Here is a 17,383-nt window from a genome sequence, read left to right on the forward strand (position 1 = left end):
GAGCACGCGACAAATTTTGAGGGGAGCCTAGGCTCCCCTCAATGCTTTGCGGGATTTGTAGGAGCCCGGCTTGCCGCCGACGGTGATTTTCCGGGCGCCATCGCCGCGGTCCGGCGTTCCGGCAAGCCGTGCTCCTACAGGGTGACGCGTCTGTTACCGCAGGCTGTCACCTCCCCCGCGCAAACCGAGTCATGCGGAAACAAATCGTCAGGATTTTTTTGCGTCGGTCGCGGAGCTTTTGGCTGAAACCCCCGCTTTCATTGGGTTTCTAAAAGTTGGCACGGGACCTGCTATAGGTTCTGTACAACAAAAACAATAAATGCGACACACCCAATAAAAACAAGATGAAACGACTCTGACATAACAAGAACAAGCACGACAGAGACGAAGCTAACAGATTTTTTTGGAGAGGATGTGCGTTCCAGGGGCTTGCCCCGCAGCCGGACAGAGAACAACAAAACTACCCCAAGGTAGCTCCCGAGTCGGTTGGACCAGCGATGGTGAAGGCAGATCAGCGATCAAAAAAATACGTTTGCTCTTGACCCCGAATGGGGGTCACACAGAATGCGGTAAAGGGTCACGGTCGACAAAAACAACAACAGACCGCCCCTCAATAAAAACAAAGAGCACGCGACAAATTTTGAGGGGAGCCTAGGCTCCCCTCAATGCTTTCCGGGATTTGCTGCGCCGTTTTCCACACGGCAACTGGCTGACCTTGGCGCCCTTGTTATTAAGGTCGAGCGACCCGGTAGCGGCGATTTTGCGCGGGGATACGACCCTCACGCAGTTTCTATAAAGGCTTTATTGAAAACCACCTCAAGTCCTCCTGAATGGGCGCAGCCTTCGGCAGCGGCTATGGAAACCATCGAATCAAGGAAGGATTTTTCTCATTGGCTTGAAATCAGGGCATAAATGGAAAAATCTTTCTTCCCCTTCTACATACACTATTTTCGTTAACAGCGACTTCATCGTTGGATCTCGATCATAACTTCAAAAAGGGGCGGTCCATGTCTTACTCCAGCTACCACAAGAAAACCATCGGCAGCCATACGCTGCACCCCGAGACATTGATGATGTCTTATGGCTACGACCCATTCCTCTCGGAAGGCGCCGTCAAACCTCCGGTTTTCCTGACCTCTACCTTTGCGTTTCGCACGGCCGAGGACGGCGCTGAATTCTTCGATGTCGTGTCCGGTCGTAAACCGGTTCCGCAGGATTCGTCTGCCGGCCTGGTCTACAGCCGCTTCAATCACCCCAACCTCGAAATCGTCGAGGATCGCCTGGCGCTGCTGGACGGTTCGGAAGCGGCCGCCGTCACCTCCAGCGGAATGGCCGCCATCAGTGCTGTGCTGTTAGCCTTTCTGCGTCCCGGTGATCAGCTGGTGCAATCGGCACCGTTGTACGGTGGCACCGAGACTCTGATTGCCAAGATTCTTCCGCAATGGGGTATCGGCTCTCACGGCATTGCTGACGGCCTGTCCAGAGAATCCATGGCCGAGGCACTGGAAACGGCTGCCGCCAAGGGACCGGTTCGCCTCTGCTTTATCGAGACTCCAGCCAACCCGACCAATGCACTGTTGGATCTGCAGGGGCTACGCCTGGAAATCGACGCTTTCGAGACGCGCCATGGCTACCGGCCCATCACCGTCTGCGACAACACGCTGTTGGGGCCGATTTTCCAGAAGCCCATTGAGCATGGGGTCGACCTGTGCGTGTATTCGCTGACCAAGTACGTGGGCGGGCACAGTGACCTGGTTGCGGGGGGCATCACCGGCAACAAGGAGCTGATCGGCAAAGTACGCAGCATTCGTAGCGCGTTCGGTTCGCAACTCGACCCACACTCCTCATGGATGATCTCGCGCTCGATGGAAACCCTGGTCCTGCGCATGAAACAGGCCGCCAGAACCGGTTCTGCGGTCGCCCACTGGCTGGCCAGCAACCCCCATCAGAAAGTCGTCGTTCTGCATCCCGAGTTGATCCAGGATGACACCTACCAAGCGGTCTACCGTCGGCAATGCAGTGGACCTGGCTCGACCTTTTCGTTCGTGCTGGACGGTGGTCGCGAACGGGCCTTCCGCTTCATCAACGCCCTGCATCTGTTCAAATCGGCGGTCAGCCTGGGCGGCACCGAGTCCCTGGTCTGCCATCCGGCCTCAACCACGCAATCGGGCGTGCCGGAGGAACTGCGCAGCCAGGCCGGAGTGTCCGAAGGGCTGATCCGAATCTCGATCGGCCTCGAACATGAGGACGACCTGATCGCCGACCTGGACAATGCTCTGCGCCTTTGCTGAGTACGCGAGATCACCAGGAAAGGGCACTCGGCACGCTGCCGAGTGCTTTCCTCCAGCGCGCCTCATCGAGGTAATGGCAGCGCCGTGGTGTATTTGATCTGCTCCATCGCAAAGCTCGATGTGATGTTGGACAGCCCCTCGGTAGAGGTAATCAGTTTCTTGTAGAAGCTGTCATAGGCTCCAATGTCCTTGACCACTACCCGCAGCATGTAGTCCCACTCGCCAGACATCCGGTAGAACTCCACCACCTCCTCGAACTGCATCACAGTCTCGGCAAACTTCTCCAGCCAGGGACTGTCGTGACGCTGGGTCTTGAGCTGCACGAACAGCGATAACCCCAGGCCCAATCGGACCGGATCCAGCAAGACCACCTTGGCCCGGATATAGCCCTCCTCCTCTAGCTTCTTCACGCGTTTCCAGCAGGGAGTCGTTGAGAGGTTGACGGCTTCGGCGAGATCCTTGAGGGAAATGGAGGCATCGCGTTGCAAGAGCGAGAGGATCTGGCGATCGAAACTATCCATTCTTGTTATGGCCTATTTTGTAGGAAATTTTTCTACAAATTAGCGTGAACACTAGAAAAATGGAAATTCTTTTTCCCGCTGCCGGCAGTAATATTTATCCCCACAAGACCTGTCCGGAGACCCCCGAGATGAACAAGAAGATCATCGACACCCCTGCCGCGCCCACGGCGATTGGCCCTTATTCGCAAGCAGTGAAGTGCGCAGATACCCTTTATGTTTCCGGCCAGATCGCCCTCGACCCGAAAAGCATGCAAATGGTCGAAGGCATCGAAGCGCAGACCCGACAAGCCTTCGCCAACCTCAAGGCAATTCTCGAAGAAGCCGCGATGAGCTTCGCCGATGTGGTCAAACTGAACATCTACCTGACTGACCTGAGCCACTTCGCCCTGGTCAATGGGGTGATGGAAGAGCTATTTGTCAAACCCTATCCGGCGCGCGCGGCGATCGGTGTGAGCAGCTTGCCGCGAGCAGCGCTGGTAGAAGTGGATGCGATCGCGGTGGCCGCATGCTGAGCCAAGGTCCGACCATGATGAATGACTGGATCCGCATGGCCATTGGCAGTATTTCCTGCGACCTGCAACGCTCCGCCGACACCCATATCCACAAGCTGGACATCCCGGGCTTGAAGGGCGTCGACATCTATCTCAAGGACGAAAGTACCCATCCCACTGGCAGCCTCAAGCACCGACTGGCACGCTCGCTGTTCCTGCACGCCATCTGCAGCGGCAAGATCCGCGAGGGCACCCATGTGGTCGAGGCCTCCTCGGGTAGCACGGCCGTGTCTGAAGCCTATTTCGCCAAATTGCTGGGCCTGCGTTTCACCGCGGTCATGCCGCGCAACACCGCAAGCAAGAAAATCGAACAGGTCGAGCAACTCGGCGGACACTGCCATTTCGTAGATCACTCGTCCCATGTCTATGCCGAAGCAGAGCGACTGGCGCGCGAGAGCGAGGGCCACTACATGGACCAGTTCACCTACGCCGAGCGGGCGACGGACTGGCGCGGCAACAACAATATCGCCGATAGCATCTTCCAGCAGATGGCTGGCGAGCCGCACCCGGTTCCCCACGTGATTGTCATGAGCGCGGGCACCGGCGGCACCTCCTCGACCCTCGGTCGTTACATTCGCTACAAGGGCCACGACACCCGGCTGATCGTCGTCGATCCCGAAAACTCGGTGTTCTATGAAAGCTATCGTACAGGCGACTCGAGCCTGACCAGCCCCCATGGCAGCCGCATCGAAGGCATCGGGCGGCCCCAGGTGGAGCCGTCCTTCCTGCCGGACGTGATCGACGACATGCTCAAAGTGCCCGACGCGGCCAGCATCGCCACCCTCTACTGGCTTGAAAAACTGCTTGGCAAGAAACCCGGTGGCTCCACCGGGACCAATATGTGGGGTGCGCTGAGTGTTGCGCTGCGGATGCAGGAGCAAGGTCTACAGGGTTCTATCGTGACCCTGATGTGCGACAGCGGCGAACGCTATCTGGACACCTATTACGACCGTGATTGGGTCGCGCGCAATATCGGCGACATCACCCCGTATACCCAACAACTCAATCGCTTTCTTTAGCCCGCGCGAGGCATCCCCGACATGAGCAAGAACAACTTCTCGACCCAAGTGATCCACGCGGGCGAACAGTCGACCTACGCGGACAATACGCTTTTCCCGGCGATCGTCACCTCCAGCTCGTTCATCAAGCGTAGCCTCGACGACAGTCCAGACTACGCCTACGGGCGGGTCGGCAACCCCACCCGCCATGCCTACGAAACCTGCATTGCCCAGCTGGAACAGGGATGTGGCGCGGTAGCCTGCGCCTCGGGTATGGCCGCCACCGCTACTGTGCTTGAGCTCCTGCCCAAGGACTCCCATGTGATCGTGATGGCTGGCGTCTACGGTGGCACGTTCCGCCTGATGGAGGACTATCGCAGCAAGACCTCCGGGTTGAGCGCCAGCTACATCGACCTCAACGACCTTGAGGCACTGGCTGCCAGCCGTCGCGAAAACACCCGACTGATCTGGATCGAGACGCCAACCAACCCACTGCTGCAGCTGGTGGACATCCAGCGCGTCACTGACTTTGCCCGTGACCACGGTATCCTGACCTGCGTCGACAATACCTTCTGTTCGCCCTGGAACCAGCGCCCCATAGAGTTCGGCGTCGACCTGGTGATGCACTCGGCGAGTAAATATATCGGCGGGCACTCCGACCTGATCGGTGGTGTTGTTGTGGCGGCCGATGAGCACGTGTTCAACCGCCTGCGCGCCATCAGCATGGCCATCGGTGCAGTCCAGGGCCCATTCGACTGCTACCTGGCCCTGCGCGGGTTGAAAACCCTTGATGTGCGCATGGAGCGCCAGTGCAGCAATGCGGCGCAGATCGCGCACTACCTCAGCACCCACCCGCAGGTCGAGGCCGTGTTCTACCCGGGGCTGGAAAGCCATCCGCAGCACGCACTGTGCAAAAGCCAGATGCGTACCGGCGGCGCGGTGGTCTCGCTGAAATTGAAGGCAGACCGCAAGGCAATGGCCCCGTTCATCGAGCAGCTGTCGATCTTTGTGCTGGCTGATTCCCTGGGCGGGGTGGAAAGCATGATCAATCACTCCTACAGCATGTCGCACAACTCCTTGAGCCATGAACAGAAAATCAGCCTCGGCATCAGCGAGAACCTGGTCCGGCTATCCGTTGGCCTTGAGCACATCGACGACCTGATCGCCGACTTGAATGCAGGCTTCGAGCGGCTGCGCGACACCCGCGTCGACTAACAGAAATTTCCGATCCAACTACGAGAGGCCCCTGAAGTTCGTTCCACGCACACCCCGCTAAAACTGGCGTTCCGTTTCTCAAACAATAAGGTCAAAAAATGCAAACGAACGGCGTACTCAAAAACCACTGGAAAACTGCAGCACTGGCCCTGGCGCTTGCCACAAGCGTCTCGGCTTCCGCCGACCAACTCAGCGATATCAAGGCAAAGGGGGAGTTAGTCTGTGGCGTGCTAGGCACCGACGAGCCATTCAGCTTCATGCAGAACCCGGCGACTCGCGAAATCGTCGGTTATGACGTGGATATGTGCAACGCCATCGCCGCGAGCATCGGCGTCAAGCCGGTGCTCAAGCAGTTGGCGGTCTCGGCCCGCATCTCCGAGCTGCAGCAGGGTCGCGTCGACCTGCTGGCCGCCTCCTTGACCCATAACAAGGAGCGCGAGGCCTTGATCAACTTCTCGATCTCGACCTTCGTTACCGGCCAGAAGGTCATGGTCAAGGTTGACAGCGGCATTAGCCAGCTCGACCAGTTGGAAGGCAAGAAGGTGCTGACAATCAAGGGCTCGACGATGGAGCAGAGCGTCAGATCGGCTATCCCTGGCGCCCAGATCGTCTCGTTCGACAGCAACCCTCAGGCCTTGCTCGCCCTGCAACAGGGCAAAGGCCTGGCTTACGCCAACGACGAAACGTCATTGGCCGGTAATTTCGCCAAGCTCGGTGATGCGGCCAAGGAATATCAGCTTCTTGCCCAGTCCCTTTCCACCGAGCACATGGCGCTGGGCCTGAGGAAAGGCGAACCGGCCTTCCAGGAACAGGTGAACAAGGTCTTGCGCGAGCTGGAAACTTCCGGCAAAGCCAATGCGCTCTTCACCCAGTGGTTTGGCCCGGATACCAAAATGAAGTTCGCCAGCCGCTCGTTCAAGATCGAAACCGACAACATCAACTAACTTCGTTGGGGGCCCGACCTTCGGTCGGGCCACGGAGCTACTTATGAATATGTTTGATTTGTCGATCGTGCTCTCCGGGGAGTATCACGAATGGCTGGTCAGTGGCTTCCTGCTGTCCATCCAGCTCGCCCTGATCTCTCTGGTCATCGCCCTGCCGCTGGCGATTCTCATCGCCGTCTTGCGGCTCGCCCCCTACGCCCCGCTACGCGGCATCGCCATGACCTACGTGGAAGCGATCCGCAACGTGCCGCTGCTGGCGCACATGCTGTTCTGGTATTTCGGCGCACCGGAGCTGTTGCCGGCCGGCATCAAGGCATGGGTTTACCAACACAATATTGAAGCGATCAGTGCTGTGATCGCCTTGGTGCTGTACACCGCCGCCTATATGGCCGAGGACATCCGCAGCGGCTTGCGCTCCATTCCCAAGGAGCAGATGGAGGCCGGCCGCACCCTCGGCTTCGGTTTCATCAGCACCATGCGCCTGGTGATCCTCCCGCAGTCGCTGCGGGTGACGGTGCCACCGCTGATCAGCCAGACGCTGAACCTGTGGAAGAACACCAGCATCGCCATGGTGATCGGCGTCGCTGAAATGATGTATCAGGCCCAACAGGTGGAAAGCGCGACCTTCCGGGGGTTCGAGTCGTTCGCCGTGACCACTGCAGGTTACGTCAGCGTTTCGATCTTCATCACCTTGCTGTCCAGCTGGTACCAGCAACGCTATCCCGTGAGGAGTGCCTGACGATGCTCGATATCATCCAAACCTATGGGTTGTACTACCTGATCGGCCAGTACCCGAACGGCCCCTTGGGTGGCCTGTTGATGACCCTGATCCTGGCTGCGTCGGCTCTGGTACTGGCCTTCCCGGTCGGGGTGCTACTGGCGCTGTGCCGCATCAGCCCGTACGCGATCTTGCGGGTGCCGGTCACCGGCCTGGTGCATGTACTGCGCGGCACCCCCTTGTTGATGGTGATCTTCTGGGCCTATTTCCTCCTGCCGACTATTACCGGTCAACGCACCGATCAATTCGGCACCATGCTGGCTGCCCTGGTGATTTTCGATGCGGTCTACCTCGCCGAAATCATCCGCGCCGGGATTCTTGGCTTGCCCCGCGGACAAATGGAAAGCGCCCGTTCGCTAGGCTTTTCGTACCTGGCCGCGATGCTGCTGGTGATACTGCCCCAGGCCTTTCGTAACATGCTGCCCTCGCTGGTGAACCAGTTTGTCTCCACCATCAAGGAGACCTCGCTGGGCTACATCATCAGCCTGTCCGAAGTTTCGTTCGTCGCATCGCAGATCAGCGCTCAACTGCTGACCAGGCCCGTCGAGATCTATGCCGTGCTCGGCCTCACTTACTTCGTCATGTGCTTCAGCCTGTCGCGCTTCGCCTTTTGGCTGGAAAAACATCTCGCCGTCCGTTCTGCAAAGGTTTAATCCCATGATCGAACTGAAAAACGTCAATAAGTGGTACGGCAGCTACCATGCTCTGGCCGACATCAACGAAACCGTCGCCAAGGGTGAAGTCGTCGTGGTATGCGGCCCATCGGGCTCAGGTAAATCGACCATGATTCGAACCCTGAACCGGCTGGAAGCCATCCAGAGTGGCAACATTTTTATCGACGGCGTGGACATCCATGCGCGCGGCATCAGCGTGAACGCATTGCGCAGCCGAATTGGCTTCGTGTTTCAGCAGTTCAATCTGTTTCCGCACCTCACCGTGCTCGAAAATTGCACCCTGGCACCACGCCGCCTGCGCAAACTCCCCGCCAAAGAAGCCAACGACTTGGCCATGAGCCTGCTGGAACGCGTAGGGCTGGCCCACAAGTCTTGCGCCTACCCGGCCGAGCTATCGGGCGGCCAGCAACAGCGCGTGGCCATTGCCCGGGCACTGGCCATGAACCCGCCGGTGATGCTGTTCGATGAACCCACCTCCGCACTGGACCCGGAAATGGTCGGTGAAGTGCTGCAAGCGATGAAAGGTCTGGCCAAGGAAGGCATGACCATGGTGTGCGTCACTCACGAAATGGGCTTCGCCCGCGAAGTGGCCGACCGGGTCATTTTCATGGATCAGGGCAGGGTGCTCGAACGAGCGACCCCCGAGTCGTTCTTCCAGACACCGGAACACCCGCGCGCGCAGCGTTTTCTGTCCGATATTCGCTCCCCATGGGCCGGGGGTCTGTCACAGGCCTCTTGAACGACAAGGCAGAAATCAGTTCGACTATCGATTCAAATAGCCACAAGTCCCGAGGTTCAGCGAACCTCGGAGTAAGGCCTTAAAAACCAACAATAAATAACTCAATACGAGTGTAAGCAATATGTTTGATTTCGGTGTTTGGACCCTTATGCCCCCGATCGTGACCATTTGCCTGGCGGTGTTCACCCGTCAGGTTATCTTGTCGCTGCTCGCAGGGGTGGTCGCTGGCTTCCTGGTGCTTTCGAATTTCCAGGTCGGACATGGCTTGGGAAACTCGGTACAAGGCATGGTGGATGTGTTCAAGTCCGAGGGCGCGGTGAAAACCATTCTCTTCGGTCTGATGGTGGGTGGGGTCATCCACCTCGCCCGCATAACAGGCGGCATGGAAGGCCTGGTCAGGCTGCTCACCGAAAAGGCACGCATTGTTAAAGGCCCGGTCAGCTCACAGTTGCTTGGGTGCGCGATCGCCGGGCTGATCTTTATCGAGAGTAATCTGGCACTGCTCACCTCGGGCACCGTGACCGGCGGCCTGTCGAGCAAGTATCGGGTTTCCCGTGAGCAGATGGGCTACGTTATCCAGAACACCGGCCTGAGCGTGTGGTCATCTGTCCTGTTCAACGGTTGGGGCGCAGCAATGATGGGGGTGATCGCGGTGCAAGCCGGCAAGGGCTTCATCAGTGGAGAGCCCTTCAGCATCCTGGCTCACTCCATCGTCTACAACTTCTTCGCCTGGGTCACCCTGGCCTTCGTTCTGCTCAGTATCTTCACCCGTTTCTCCTTTCCCGCCATGCGCCGCGCCAATGCGCGTGCAGCCCAGGGTATCGAGTTGCGCGAAGGCGCCACACCATTGGTGACAGAGCTCGACGAAAGCCCAGTACAGCAAGGCCGTGCCCCTTGCACCTCAAACCTACTGCTGCCGTTGCTGGCGATGATTGTCAGCGTGCCAGTGGGTCTGTATATCACCGGTGACGGCAGTCTCAGCAAAGGCTCGGGCTCCACTGCAGTGCTCTGGGCCGTACTGGTGGGCCAAGTGGTCGGGGCGCTCCATTACATCCTGGTCAAACGCGTGTTGACCGTGGACCAGTATTTCCGCGAGCTGCTGATTGGCTACCAGTCGATGGTCCCGCTGGGTGTGGTCATGACCCTGGCATTTCTGATCGGCAATGTGTGCGGCGAATTGAACGTTGGCGGCTACCTCTCGGAGCACATCAATGGCTATGTGCCGGTGAGCCTGTGCGCCGCCTTTGTGTTTATCGTTGCCGCTGTGATTTCCCTGTCCACCGGGACATCCTGGGGCACCTTCTCGATCATGATTCCAATTGGTATCCAGATCGCCGCGGCCTCAGGGGCCGATCCCTACTTGATCATCGGTGCGGCCATCTCAGGCTCGATTCTCGGCGACACCATTTCACCGATCAGTGACACCGGTATCGTGACCTCAATGGCAACTCGCAACGACCACATGGACCACATGAAAACCCAGCTGCCGTACTGCCTGGCTGCGGGGCTGGTTGCGCTGCTGCTGTACATCGCAGTAGGCGTGACCCAAACGATTTGAGATTGGAAAAATGACTATGCCGTTTAACGTTGAACCTGTCTTCGACCCGCAGAGCTGCACCTATAGCTATCTGGTCAGCGACCCACTGACTCGCAGTTGCGCGATCATCGACCCGGTGCTCGACTACGACGCCGCCGCCGCGCGCATCTCGTACGCGAGTGCCAATCGCCTGATTGAGCATGTGCGCGACAACGGGCTTGTACTCGAATGGATTCTGGAAACCCACGTGCATGCCGACCACCTCTCGGCCGCCCGTTATCTGCAAGGGCAACTGGGCGGACAGATCGGCATTGGCGATCGCATCCCTCAGGTGCAGGACACCTTTGCCAGGCTGTTCGACGCCGAAGACGGGTTCAGGGTAGACGGCAGTCAGTTCGACCGTCTGTTCGCCGACGGCGATATATTCCATATAGGCGCGCTGTCCGTCCGGGTGCTGCACACTCCCGGCCATACACCGGCTTGCGTGAGCTACCTGATCGAAGATGCGGTGTTCGTTGGCGACACCTTGTTTATGCCCGACTGCGGCACCGCCCGCTGCGACTTTCCCGGTGGCGACGCTCATCAGTTGTACCGTTCGATTGGCCGGCTGTTCGAGCTGCCAGACGATACCCGCCTGTTCATGTGCCACGACTACAAATCACCCAGTCGTGACCACTACTGTTACCAGACCACGGTGGCCGAAGAGCGTGCGCACAACATCCATGTTGGCCAAGGCGTCGGCGCGGCTGATTTCGTTACCCTGCGCACAACGCGAGACAAAACCCTGAGCCAGCCCCGGCTACTGCTGCCGTCAGTGCAAATCAATATGCGGGCCGGCGGGACACCCGCCGCAAAGGCCACGGGTATCAGCTACCTGAAGATCCCGCTCAATATGTTCTGAATAGCTTCATGGCATTCAGGCAGAGCGACATGGATAACCTCTTTCAAGAGTCGAATTGGCATGCAAGTCACCACCCACAGCACAGAATTTTCAACAACCGCTCAAGTCACTCCGGAAGATCTGCACGAAGCAGCCAAGCTAGGGTTTCGCTCAATCATCTGTAACCGACCCGATCATGAAGGTGGCGCGGATCAACCTGCCAGCGCGACCATTCAAGCCGAAGCCAAACGGCTGGGCCTTGAGTTTGCCTATCTCCCGGTTCAGCCCAATGCCATCAACGACCGTGACGTACTAGGTTTTGGTCAACTATTGGACAGCTTGCCAGCACCGGTATTGGCCTTCTGCCGCACCGGTAATCGCTCAACCCAGCTCTATCAAAAAGCGTCCGCGAGCACCACTGCGGCCAACGCTACGCTTGGCGTCCCCGATATCACTGCCGACATCCTTGTTATTGGCGCTGGGTCGGCGGGCATCGGCGTCGTGGCCAGCCTGCTCAAGCGGGCTCCGGACCTACGGATCACCTTGATTGAGCCCAATGACCAGCATTACTACCAACCGGCCTGGACGCTGGTGGGCGGTGGGGCATATGACGTGCGCAAGACCGTCAGGCCCATGTCGCAAGTCATTCCGCGCGGCGTCACCTGGATCAAGGCCGCGGTGGTCGAGGTCCTGCCGGACAACAAGCGCTTGACGCTGAGCAACGGTCAAAGCGTCGCCTATCAAAACCTGATCGTCTGCCCGGGGTTGAGGCTGGCTTGGGAGAAGATCGAAGGGCTGGAAGAAACCCTGGGCAAGCATGGAGTGACGTCCAACTACCGCTATGATCTTTGCGCCTACACCTGGCAGTTGGTGCAGGGCTTACGCCGCGGCAAAGCGCTGTTTTCCCAGCCCGGCATGCCGATCAAATGTGCTGGCGCTCCACAAAAGGCGCTGTACCTGTCCTGTGATCACTGGCAAAAGGCAGGCGTCCTGCAGGATGTGGACGTCGAGTTCAATCTCGCCGGCGCAACGTTGTTCGGGGTAGCGGCCTTCGTCCCCCCATTGATGAAGTACATCGAGAAGTATCAGGCGCAGCTGGTATTTGGCTCGAACCTGGTCAAAGTCGACGGCCCGGGTAAAACCGCCTGGTTTGAAAGCCGGGACGAGCAGGGCAACCTCACTCGGCACGCCAAACGCTTCGATATGCTCCATGTGGTGCCACCTCAGGTAGCCCCCGAGTTCATTCGCTCAAGCCCCCTGGCGGACTCTGCCGGCTGGTGCGAGGTGGATCCGGGGACGCTGCAACACAGCCGCTATCCGGACGTATTCGCTCTGGGAGATGTCTGCTCCACCAGCAACGCCAAAACCGCTGCCGCCGCCCGCAAGCAAATCGTCGTGGTAGCCGAGAACCTCCTGGCTGTGCGCGGCCATCAGCTCATGCCGCTGCGCTACGATGGTTACGGGTCATGCCCACTCACGGTTGAAAAAGGCAAAGTGGTGCTGGCCGAGTTCGGCTACGGCGGGAAATTGCTGCCCTCATTCCCCCTGGACCCGACGGTCGCCCGGCAATCCGCCTGGTTCCTGAAAGCCAGATTCCTGCCCTGGTTTTACTGGAACGGCATGCTCAAAGGCCGTGAGTGGCTGACTCGTCTCTCACAGCCTGAGTGAGGGACGAACATGCTATTGGGTGGAATGTTCGGAATAGTCATCGGCATCATTCTTGGCCTTACCGGTGCAGGGGGCGGCATTCTGGCCATACCGGCGCTGGTGATCGGTCTGGGCTGGACCCTGACGCAATCAACCCCCGTTGCGCTGTTTGCCGTCTGCGCCGCCGCCACTGTCGGGGCCATGGATGGCCTGCGCAAAGGCCTGGTCCGCTATCGTGCCGCCCTGCTGATGGCGCTATTGGGGACGGTATTCGCGCCCCTGGGCGTGTACCTTGCCCATTCGCTACCCAACGCCGTACTGATATCCCTGTTCAGTCTGGTGATGGTCATCGTGGCGATGCGCATGATCCGGCAGGTGTGCGGCAGCCAGGCTAAAACCGCAGACGATGAACAGCCCTGGCAACACAAAAACTGCATGCTCAACCCCCAGACCGGCCGACTGCGCTGGACCCTGAAATGCTCAACCACCCTGGCCGCCGTCGGCTCAGTCTCAGGGGTGCTCACAGGGATGCTCGGCGTGGGGGGCGGGTTCTTGATCGTGCCGGCCTTTCAACAGCTTTCAGACATCAGGATGCATGGCATCGTGGCGACCTCGCTCATGGCCATTGCCCTGATCTCAGCCACTACAGTGACGGGCGCTATTCACGCCGGCGCACACATCACGGCGACCGGTGGCGTGTTTATCGCCGCCAGTGTCGGCGGGATGTTGTTGGGCAGAATTCTCTCCCCGAGGATTCCCGCCAAAGCGATACAACTCGGTTTTTCCGCAGTGTGCATTGGGGTGGCCTGCTACCTCATGCTCAAAACTTGGATGTAGAAAGCTTGCCGGGGTTTGGCCGTGTTCAGCCTATTAAGGAGTTTGAGTGTGTTGAACCGCTATGGATGGGAAATGGGGCAATAGTTGATTGCCCCCCATCCTGATGTGAGGAACCTCACCTTTGGCCTAAGCCAAATAGTCCTCCACCCACGCCACCCAGCAATCCGACCCCACCTTCACCAGCTCATCATTGAAATCGTAATGCGGGTTGTGCACCGAGCAGCCATGAAACTCGCCCGTGCCGTTACCCAACATGAAATAGCACCCCGGCCGGGCCTGCAGCATGTAGGCAAAATCTTCAGTGCCCATGACTTTCTTCGGCATCTGCGAAAGCAGTTCGCCGTCCTTGAACAGCGGCCGCAGGCTTTCACGCAGGAACTCGCTTTCCCGCTCCTTCCACCGCCTAGTTACGCGATTTGGTGATCTGGATGCTACTGATCAGGCTGTTGAGCGCCGAGATCAGGTCGACCCACAGCCCCGGCATCACGTCATGCCCTCCCTTGCCCAAGCCCATGAACCGAAAAATTACGCAAGAAACCCATCGCCTCAGGCTAATTATTGGATAAACCTGTAGGAAATTTGAATCTATCGCGCAGGAAATTTCGGAAGTTTCTGAAAATCGTACGGATCCCTTGATTTAAAAAAAACGACTTGAGGTAGTATCCCTGACGCACCTGATTTAAAAATAAAAATTAACAACCCATTAACAGCGGCCGAAAATTCTTAAACAAGAAAGGAATGCTCCGTCGGCCACAAAAAGCGCAGTTTAATTGAACACCTAGACAGAAAATATACCGCCTACACATTTTAGAAAAACCGAAGGTTTATCTTTAACACGGCACCCGCACAGCTGCCAAAAACACACACCACACGGACTTATATGAAATTTCCTCACGTCGAGTTTTCTGGAAAACACGCATTTAGTGAGCTTTACAATATTGACCCTCACACACTCAATGACATTAACTTCTTGACCGAACTTCTTTGCGCCGCCGCTAGCGAAGCGGGTGCAACTGTATGCGGAACCCTATCAAAAAAATTCTCACCTCAGGGAGTGACAGTTTTGGTTTTACTTGAGGAGTCACACGCCTCATTTCATACATACCCGGAGCTGGGATCCCTGTTTCTTGACATTTTCACCTGCGGGAGCAAGTGCGACCCAGAAAAAGCTTTTAACTATATACATGAATCACTCAACTGCATAGAACATCATACCAAAACCATAAAAAGAGGAATTCAACAGGACCAATAAAAGCATCACGGATGCACACTATAGAAAAACAATACATCAACGAGAAAGCATCATGCCTATAGAAAACCTTATCAAACTTCAAAAAAAATTAGAACTATTTAGCGACGACCTACACTTTCTCAACGCCCAAGTAGCGATAAAAAAAGGGTCGCCCAGTATAACGCCCGTACTGCTGGCGCAGTTTGAAAAATTTCAATTGGACTTTGAAAATTTACCTCTCGACCAATACATGAAAAATGGAGATACATACAGACAAAGACGCTTCAGTGAATATTTGCTAACGGAGTCAGAAGTCGACATAACCCTGCAGCTCCAACCACAGCAAGGCTTTTACCAATCCTCCGATATAAACAATTACTCGGGCGACTTGATACGAAACTACGAGCCACTGGAACAACAAACATTAAGGAGACGCTGAACAAATCACCGATTCATACCGAGCCCCATTTTCAAACCGGTTTTTTCGCCCTACCGGTCTTATTCCACGTTTCTGGGGCCGATTTCAGGCCCCATTTTGCTAATTAGCGGGCCAACCCCGCCTTTCAGACGGATTTATCCCGCCATGCGCTGGAAATACCGCTTGGCCAGCATCAGATTGGCCAACCCGAACAGACTAAACAACTGCGCGGTGTTCTTTTCCAGCCCGCGGTAACGCACCTTGCGATGATTGAAGCGCACTTTGATCACTTGGAACGGATGCTCTACCTTGGCACGCAGTTGCGCCTTGGCGTATTCGATCTTGCGCTTGGCCCTGTACAGCACGCTGTCTTTGCCGTGATGCTGGTAGCTGCTTGGCCGTGCTGCAATCGACCAGATAACGTCCCGTTCAGCATGCTCCGCTCGCTTGTCCGCACCGGTGTATCCAGCATCTCCCGAGACATAGGTTTCGGCACCGTGTAGCAGCTTGTCGACCTGGGTGACATCGGCCACGTTGGCCGCCGTCCCCACCAGGCTGTGCACCAGCCCCGACGTGGCGTCGACGCCAACGTGGGCCTTCATCCCAAAGTGCCACTGATTGCCTTTTTTGGCCTGATGCATCTCAGGGTCGCGCTTGCCTTCTCGGTTCTTGACCGAGGGCGGTGCGGCGATCAGGGTGGCATCGACAATGGTGCCTTCCTTGAGCAACAGACCACGATTGGCCAGATGCTGGTTGATCGTTTCAAACAGCACCCGTGTCAGCTGATGGGTTTCCAGCAAGCGGCGAAAACGCAGCAAGGTAGTGGCGTCCGGTGCCGACTCGCGGCCCAGGTCAATGCCCATAAATCCACGAATGGCCTGGCTGTCGTAAACAGCATCTTCGGTACCTTCATCGGAGAAACCGAAACACTGCTGCACGACATACATGCGCAGCATGCGCGACAACCCAATCGCGGGGCGCCCGCGCCTGCCTGTGGTGTCGCCGTAAAACGGCGCCACCTGCGCCTCCAATTGCGCCCAGGGCACCAACTGCTCGATATCAGTCAGGAAACGATCGCGGCGAGTTCGCTTTTTCTTGCCGGCGTATTCGAGTTCGGAGAAGGTCTTCTGCATGTCGGGTAACGAGGCTCACGAAGAGGATGGCTGGCTGAAGGTGTGCAGTGTGCCAAGGGTCGGGGGCGGTTGGCTATTTATGCAGCGTCTCCTTAAGCAACCTGTTTTTCAAACAATTAATTGTGGACATGTACCTCTTACTACCCTCCGACCAAAAACGATTGACAAACAGGTGGGACGTAGGGGTTCATCTTTATCGAATCACTGCAAAACAAGGGCAGCCGGGATTACCTGTACCAGAGGGTGCACACCGCGACGGGCATGCCTTCACAACGATTACGCTGATAAATAGAGTCAATGTCAAAGGAGGCGAAAGCTCGTTTTTAAACTTAGAACGCAACACACTGATAAAACATACTTTGCTAGCACCGCTTGAAAGCGCAATTTTTGACGACACAAAAGGGTTGCACGACGTCACGCCAATTTACTGTATTAATGATAAAAAAGATGGACACCGTGACATTTGCGGATTCTCCTTCAACCCTTCCTGTTAACACAATGATCCGCTGGGTCACGTAGGCATCTCATGAAAAACCCTCATCATTCGCATCATATGAATCATGTGTATGAATCCCTCTGGATCGGAGAGGTATGGAACAAAGGAAATACAAAACTAGTCGATTCTATTTTTTGTAGCAACTTTGAGGATCATAAACCAATCCCCCAGTTTCCTGGAAATATTGAGGGCCACAAAAAGATGGCAGCTGACTGGCACCAAGCTTTTCCCGATATGATTTTCAAAATACAAAAAACAGTCATTGAAAACAACACACTTGTCGGTCGATATATCGCTCAAGGTACTCATACTGGAGTCATTCTAGGGATTGAAGCCACCGGCGCAAAGGTCATTCTGACAGGTATAGATATTTTCGAATTTCAAGAGGGTTTGGTCCGACACTGGTGGCATGAAGAAGACTTTGACTCATTCATGGCCCCTATCATCAAGGCCGATGCCGATAGAAAAGCCAAAATTCAAACCTCATAAAAAG

The 17,383-nt window shown here is 56.7% G+C and carries 18 protein-coding genes and 3 pseudogenes; 18 read left to right on the forward strand and 3 right to left on the reverse strand.

Features of this window, described 5'->3' with window-relative positions; all coding sequences use genetic code 11:
- Positions 1–681 precede the first annotated feature (681 nt).
- Together AC3IX4_RS19510 and AC3IX4_RS19515 are read left to right on the forward strand one after the other, a co-directional pair.
- Positions 682–777 (forward strand): annotated as a pseudogene (locus tag AC3IX4_RS19510) (CoA transferase); the annotation flags it as partial.
- Positions 778–1,007: 230 nt separating this feature from the next.
- Complete coding sequence (locus AC3IX4_RS19515; protein ID WP_489257040.1) at positions 1,008–2,291, forward strand: cystathionine gamma-synthase family protein; 1,284 nt, start codon at positions 1,008–1,010, stop codon at positions 2,289–2,291.
- Positions 2,292–2,353: 62 nt separating this feature from the next.
- Here the strand turns inward: AC3IX4_RS19515 and AC3IX4_RS19520 are convergent, their stop codons facing one another.
- A complete protein-coding gene (locus AC3IX4_RS19520) occupies positions 2,354–2,812 on the reverse strand; it encodes an Lrp/AsnC family transcriptional regulator (RefSeq protein WP_489257041.1) in 459 nt (152 codons plus the stop codon).
- A gap of 128 nt (positions 2,813–2,940) precedes the next feature.
- Here AC3IX4_RS19520 and AC3IX4_RS19525 point away from each other — a divergent pair, with 128 nt between their 5' ends.
- The 12 genes and pseudogenes from AC3IX4_RS19525 to AC3IX4_RS19580 all read left to right on the forward strand — a co-directional run bounded on the left by AC3IX4_RS19525 (position 2,941) and on the right by AC3IX4_RS19580 (position 13,612).
- Positions 2,941–3,324 (forward strand): Rid family detoxifying hydrolase, encoded by a 384-nt coding sequence (locus AC3IX4_RS19525; protein ID WP_489257042.1) that lies wholly within the window; start codon positions 2,941–2,943, stop codon positions 3,322–3,324.
- A 14-nt stretch (positions 3,325–3,338) separates the two neighbouring features.
- Positions 3,339–4,382 carry a PLP-dependent cysteine synthase family protein gene (locus AC3IX4_RS19530; RefSeq protein WP_489261323.1) on the forward strand — a complete coding sequence of 348 codons (1,044 nt, stop codon included), beginning with the start codon at positions 3,339–3,341 and terminating at the stop codon, positions 4,380–4,382.
- 21 nt (positions 4,383–4,403) lie between these two features.
- On the forward strand, positions 4,404–5,576 hold the full coding sequence (locus tag AC3IX4_RS19535; protein WP_489257043.1) for a trans-sulfuration enzyme family protein: 1,173 nt from the start codon (positions 4,404–4,406) through the stop codon (positions 5,574–5,576).
- Positions 5,577–5,674: 98 nt separating this feature from the next.
- Positions 5,675–6,520, forward strand: a complete 846-nt coding sequence (locus tag AC3IX4_RS19540) for an ABC transporter substrate-binding protein (protein WP_489257044.1) — start codon at positions 5,675–5,677, stop codon at positions 6,518–6,520.
- Between the two features lie 43 nt (positions 6,521–6,563).
- On the forward strand, positions 6,564–7,259 hold the full coding sequence (locus tag AC3IX4_RS19545) for an amino acid ABC transporter permease (protein ID WP_489257045.1): 696 nt from the start codon (positions 6,564–6,566) through the stop codon (positions 7,257–7,259).
- Positions 7,256–7,951, forward strand: a complete 696-nt coding sequence (locus AC3IX4_RS19550) for an amino acid ABC transporter permease (RefSeq protein WP_489261324.1) — start codon at positions 7,256–7,258, stop codon at positions 7,949–7,951. The genes AC3IX4_RS19545 and AC3IX4_RS19550 overlap by 4 nt, the downstream gene beginning before the upstream one ends.
- 4 nt (positions 7,952–7,955) lie before the next feature.
- A complete protein-coding gene (locus tag AC3IX4_RS19555; RefSeq protein ID WP_489257046.1) occupies positions 7,956–8,711 on the forward strand; it encodes an amino acid ABC transporter ATP-binding protein in 756 nt (251 codons plus the stop codon).
- 148 nt (positions 8,712–8,859) lie between these two features.
- Positions 8,860–10,269: a Na+/H+ antiporter NhaC family protein gene (locus AC3IX4_RS19560; protein ID WP_489257047.1), complete on the forward strand. Its 1,410-nt coding sequence runs from the start codon at positions 8,860–8,862 to the stop codon at positions 10,267–10,269.
- 16 nt (positions 10,270–10,285) lie between these two features.
- On the forward strand, positions 10,286–11,149 hold the full coding sequence (locus AC3IX4_RS19565) for an MBL fold metallo-hydrolase (protein WP_489257048.1): 864 nt from the start codon (positions 10,286–10,288) through the stop codon (positions 11,147–11,149).
- A gap of 60 nt (positions 11,150–11,209) precedes the next feature.
- A pseudogene (locus AC3IX4_RS19570) lies at positions 11,210–11,530 on the forward strand (protein tyrosine phosphatase family protein); the annotation flags it as partial.
- A gap of 48 nt (positions 11,531–11,578) precedes the next feature.
- A complete protein-coding gene (locus AC3IX4_RS19575; protein WP_489261325.1) occupies positions 11,579–12,796 on the forward strand; it encodes an NAD(P)/FAD-dependent oxidoreductase in 1,218 nt (405 codons plus the stop codon).
- Positions 12,797–12,805: 9 nt separating this feature from the next.
- Complete coding sequence (locus AC3IX4_RS19580) at positions 12,806–13,612, forward strand: sulfite exporter TauE/SafE family protein (protein WP_489257049.1); 807 nt, start codon at positions 12,806–12,808, stop codon at positions 13,610–13,612.
- A gap of 126 nt (positions 13,613–13,738) precedes the next feature.
- Here the strand turns inward: AC3IX4_RS19580 and AC3IX4_RS19585 are convergent.
- Positions 13,739–14,005, reverse strand: a pseudogene (locus AC3IX4_RS19585) (M20/M25/M40 family metallo-hydrolase); the annotation flags it as partial.
- A gap of 487 nt (positions 14,006–14,492) precedes the next feature.
- On the opposite strand from AC3IX4_RS19585, the gene speD reads away from it, so the two are divergent.
- Together speD and AC3IX4_RS19595 are read left to right on the forward strand one after the other, a co-directional pair.
- Complete coding sequence (gene speD, locus AC3IX4_RS19590; RefSeq protein ID WP_489257050.1) at positions 14,493–14,864, forward strand: adenosylmethionine decarboxylase; 372 nt, start codon at positions 14,493–14,495, stop codon at positions 14,862–14,864.
- 52 nt (positions 14,865–14,916) lie between these two features.
- The gene (locus AC3IX4_RS19595; RefSeq protein ID WP_489257051.1) at positions 14,917–15,282 is read left to right on the forward strand and encodes a 2OG-Fe dioxygenase family protein; all 366 of its coding nucleotides are present in this window, start codon (positions 14,917–14,919) and stop codon (positions 15,280–15,282) included.
- A gap of 134 nt (positions 15,283–15,416) precedes the next feature.
- On the opposite strand, the gene AC3IX4_RS19600 is transcribed toward AC3IX4_RS19595, so the two are convergent.
- Positions 15,417–16,394, reverse strand: coding sequence for an IS5 family transposase (locus tag AC3IX4_RS19600; protein WP_489256167.1), 978 nt, complete (start codon positions 16,392–16,394; stop codon positions 15,417–15,419).
- A gap of 47 nt (positions 16,395–16,441) precedes the next feature.
- Between AC3IX4_RS19600 and AC3IX4_RS19605 the strand changes: the two genes are divergently transcribed.
- Together AC3IX4_RS19605 and AC3IX4_RS19610 are read left to right on the forward strand one after the other, a co-directional pair.
- Positions 16,442–16,888, forward strand: a complete 447-nt coding sequence (locus AC3IX4_RS19605; protein WP_489257052.1) for a 2OG-Fe dioxygenase family protein — start codon at positions 16,442–16,444, stop codon at positions 16,886–16,888.
- 32 nt (positions 16,889–16,920) lie between these two features.
- Positions 16,921–17,379 carry an ester cyclase gene (locus AC3IX4_RS19610; protein ID WP_489257053.1) on the forward strand — a complete coding sequence of 153 codons (459 nt, stop codon included), beginning with the start codon at positions 16,921–16,923 and terminating at the stop codon, positions 17,377–17,379.
- Positions 17,380–17,383 lie beyond the last annotated feature (4 nt).

The organism is Pseudomonas sp. KH_021, assembly GCF_057838865.1.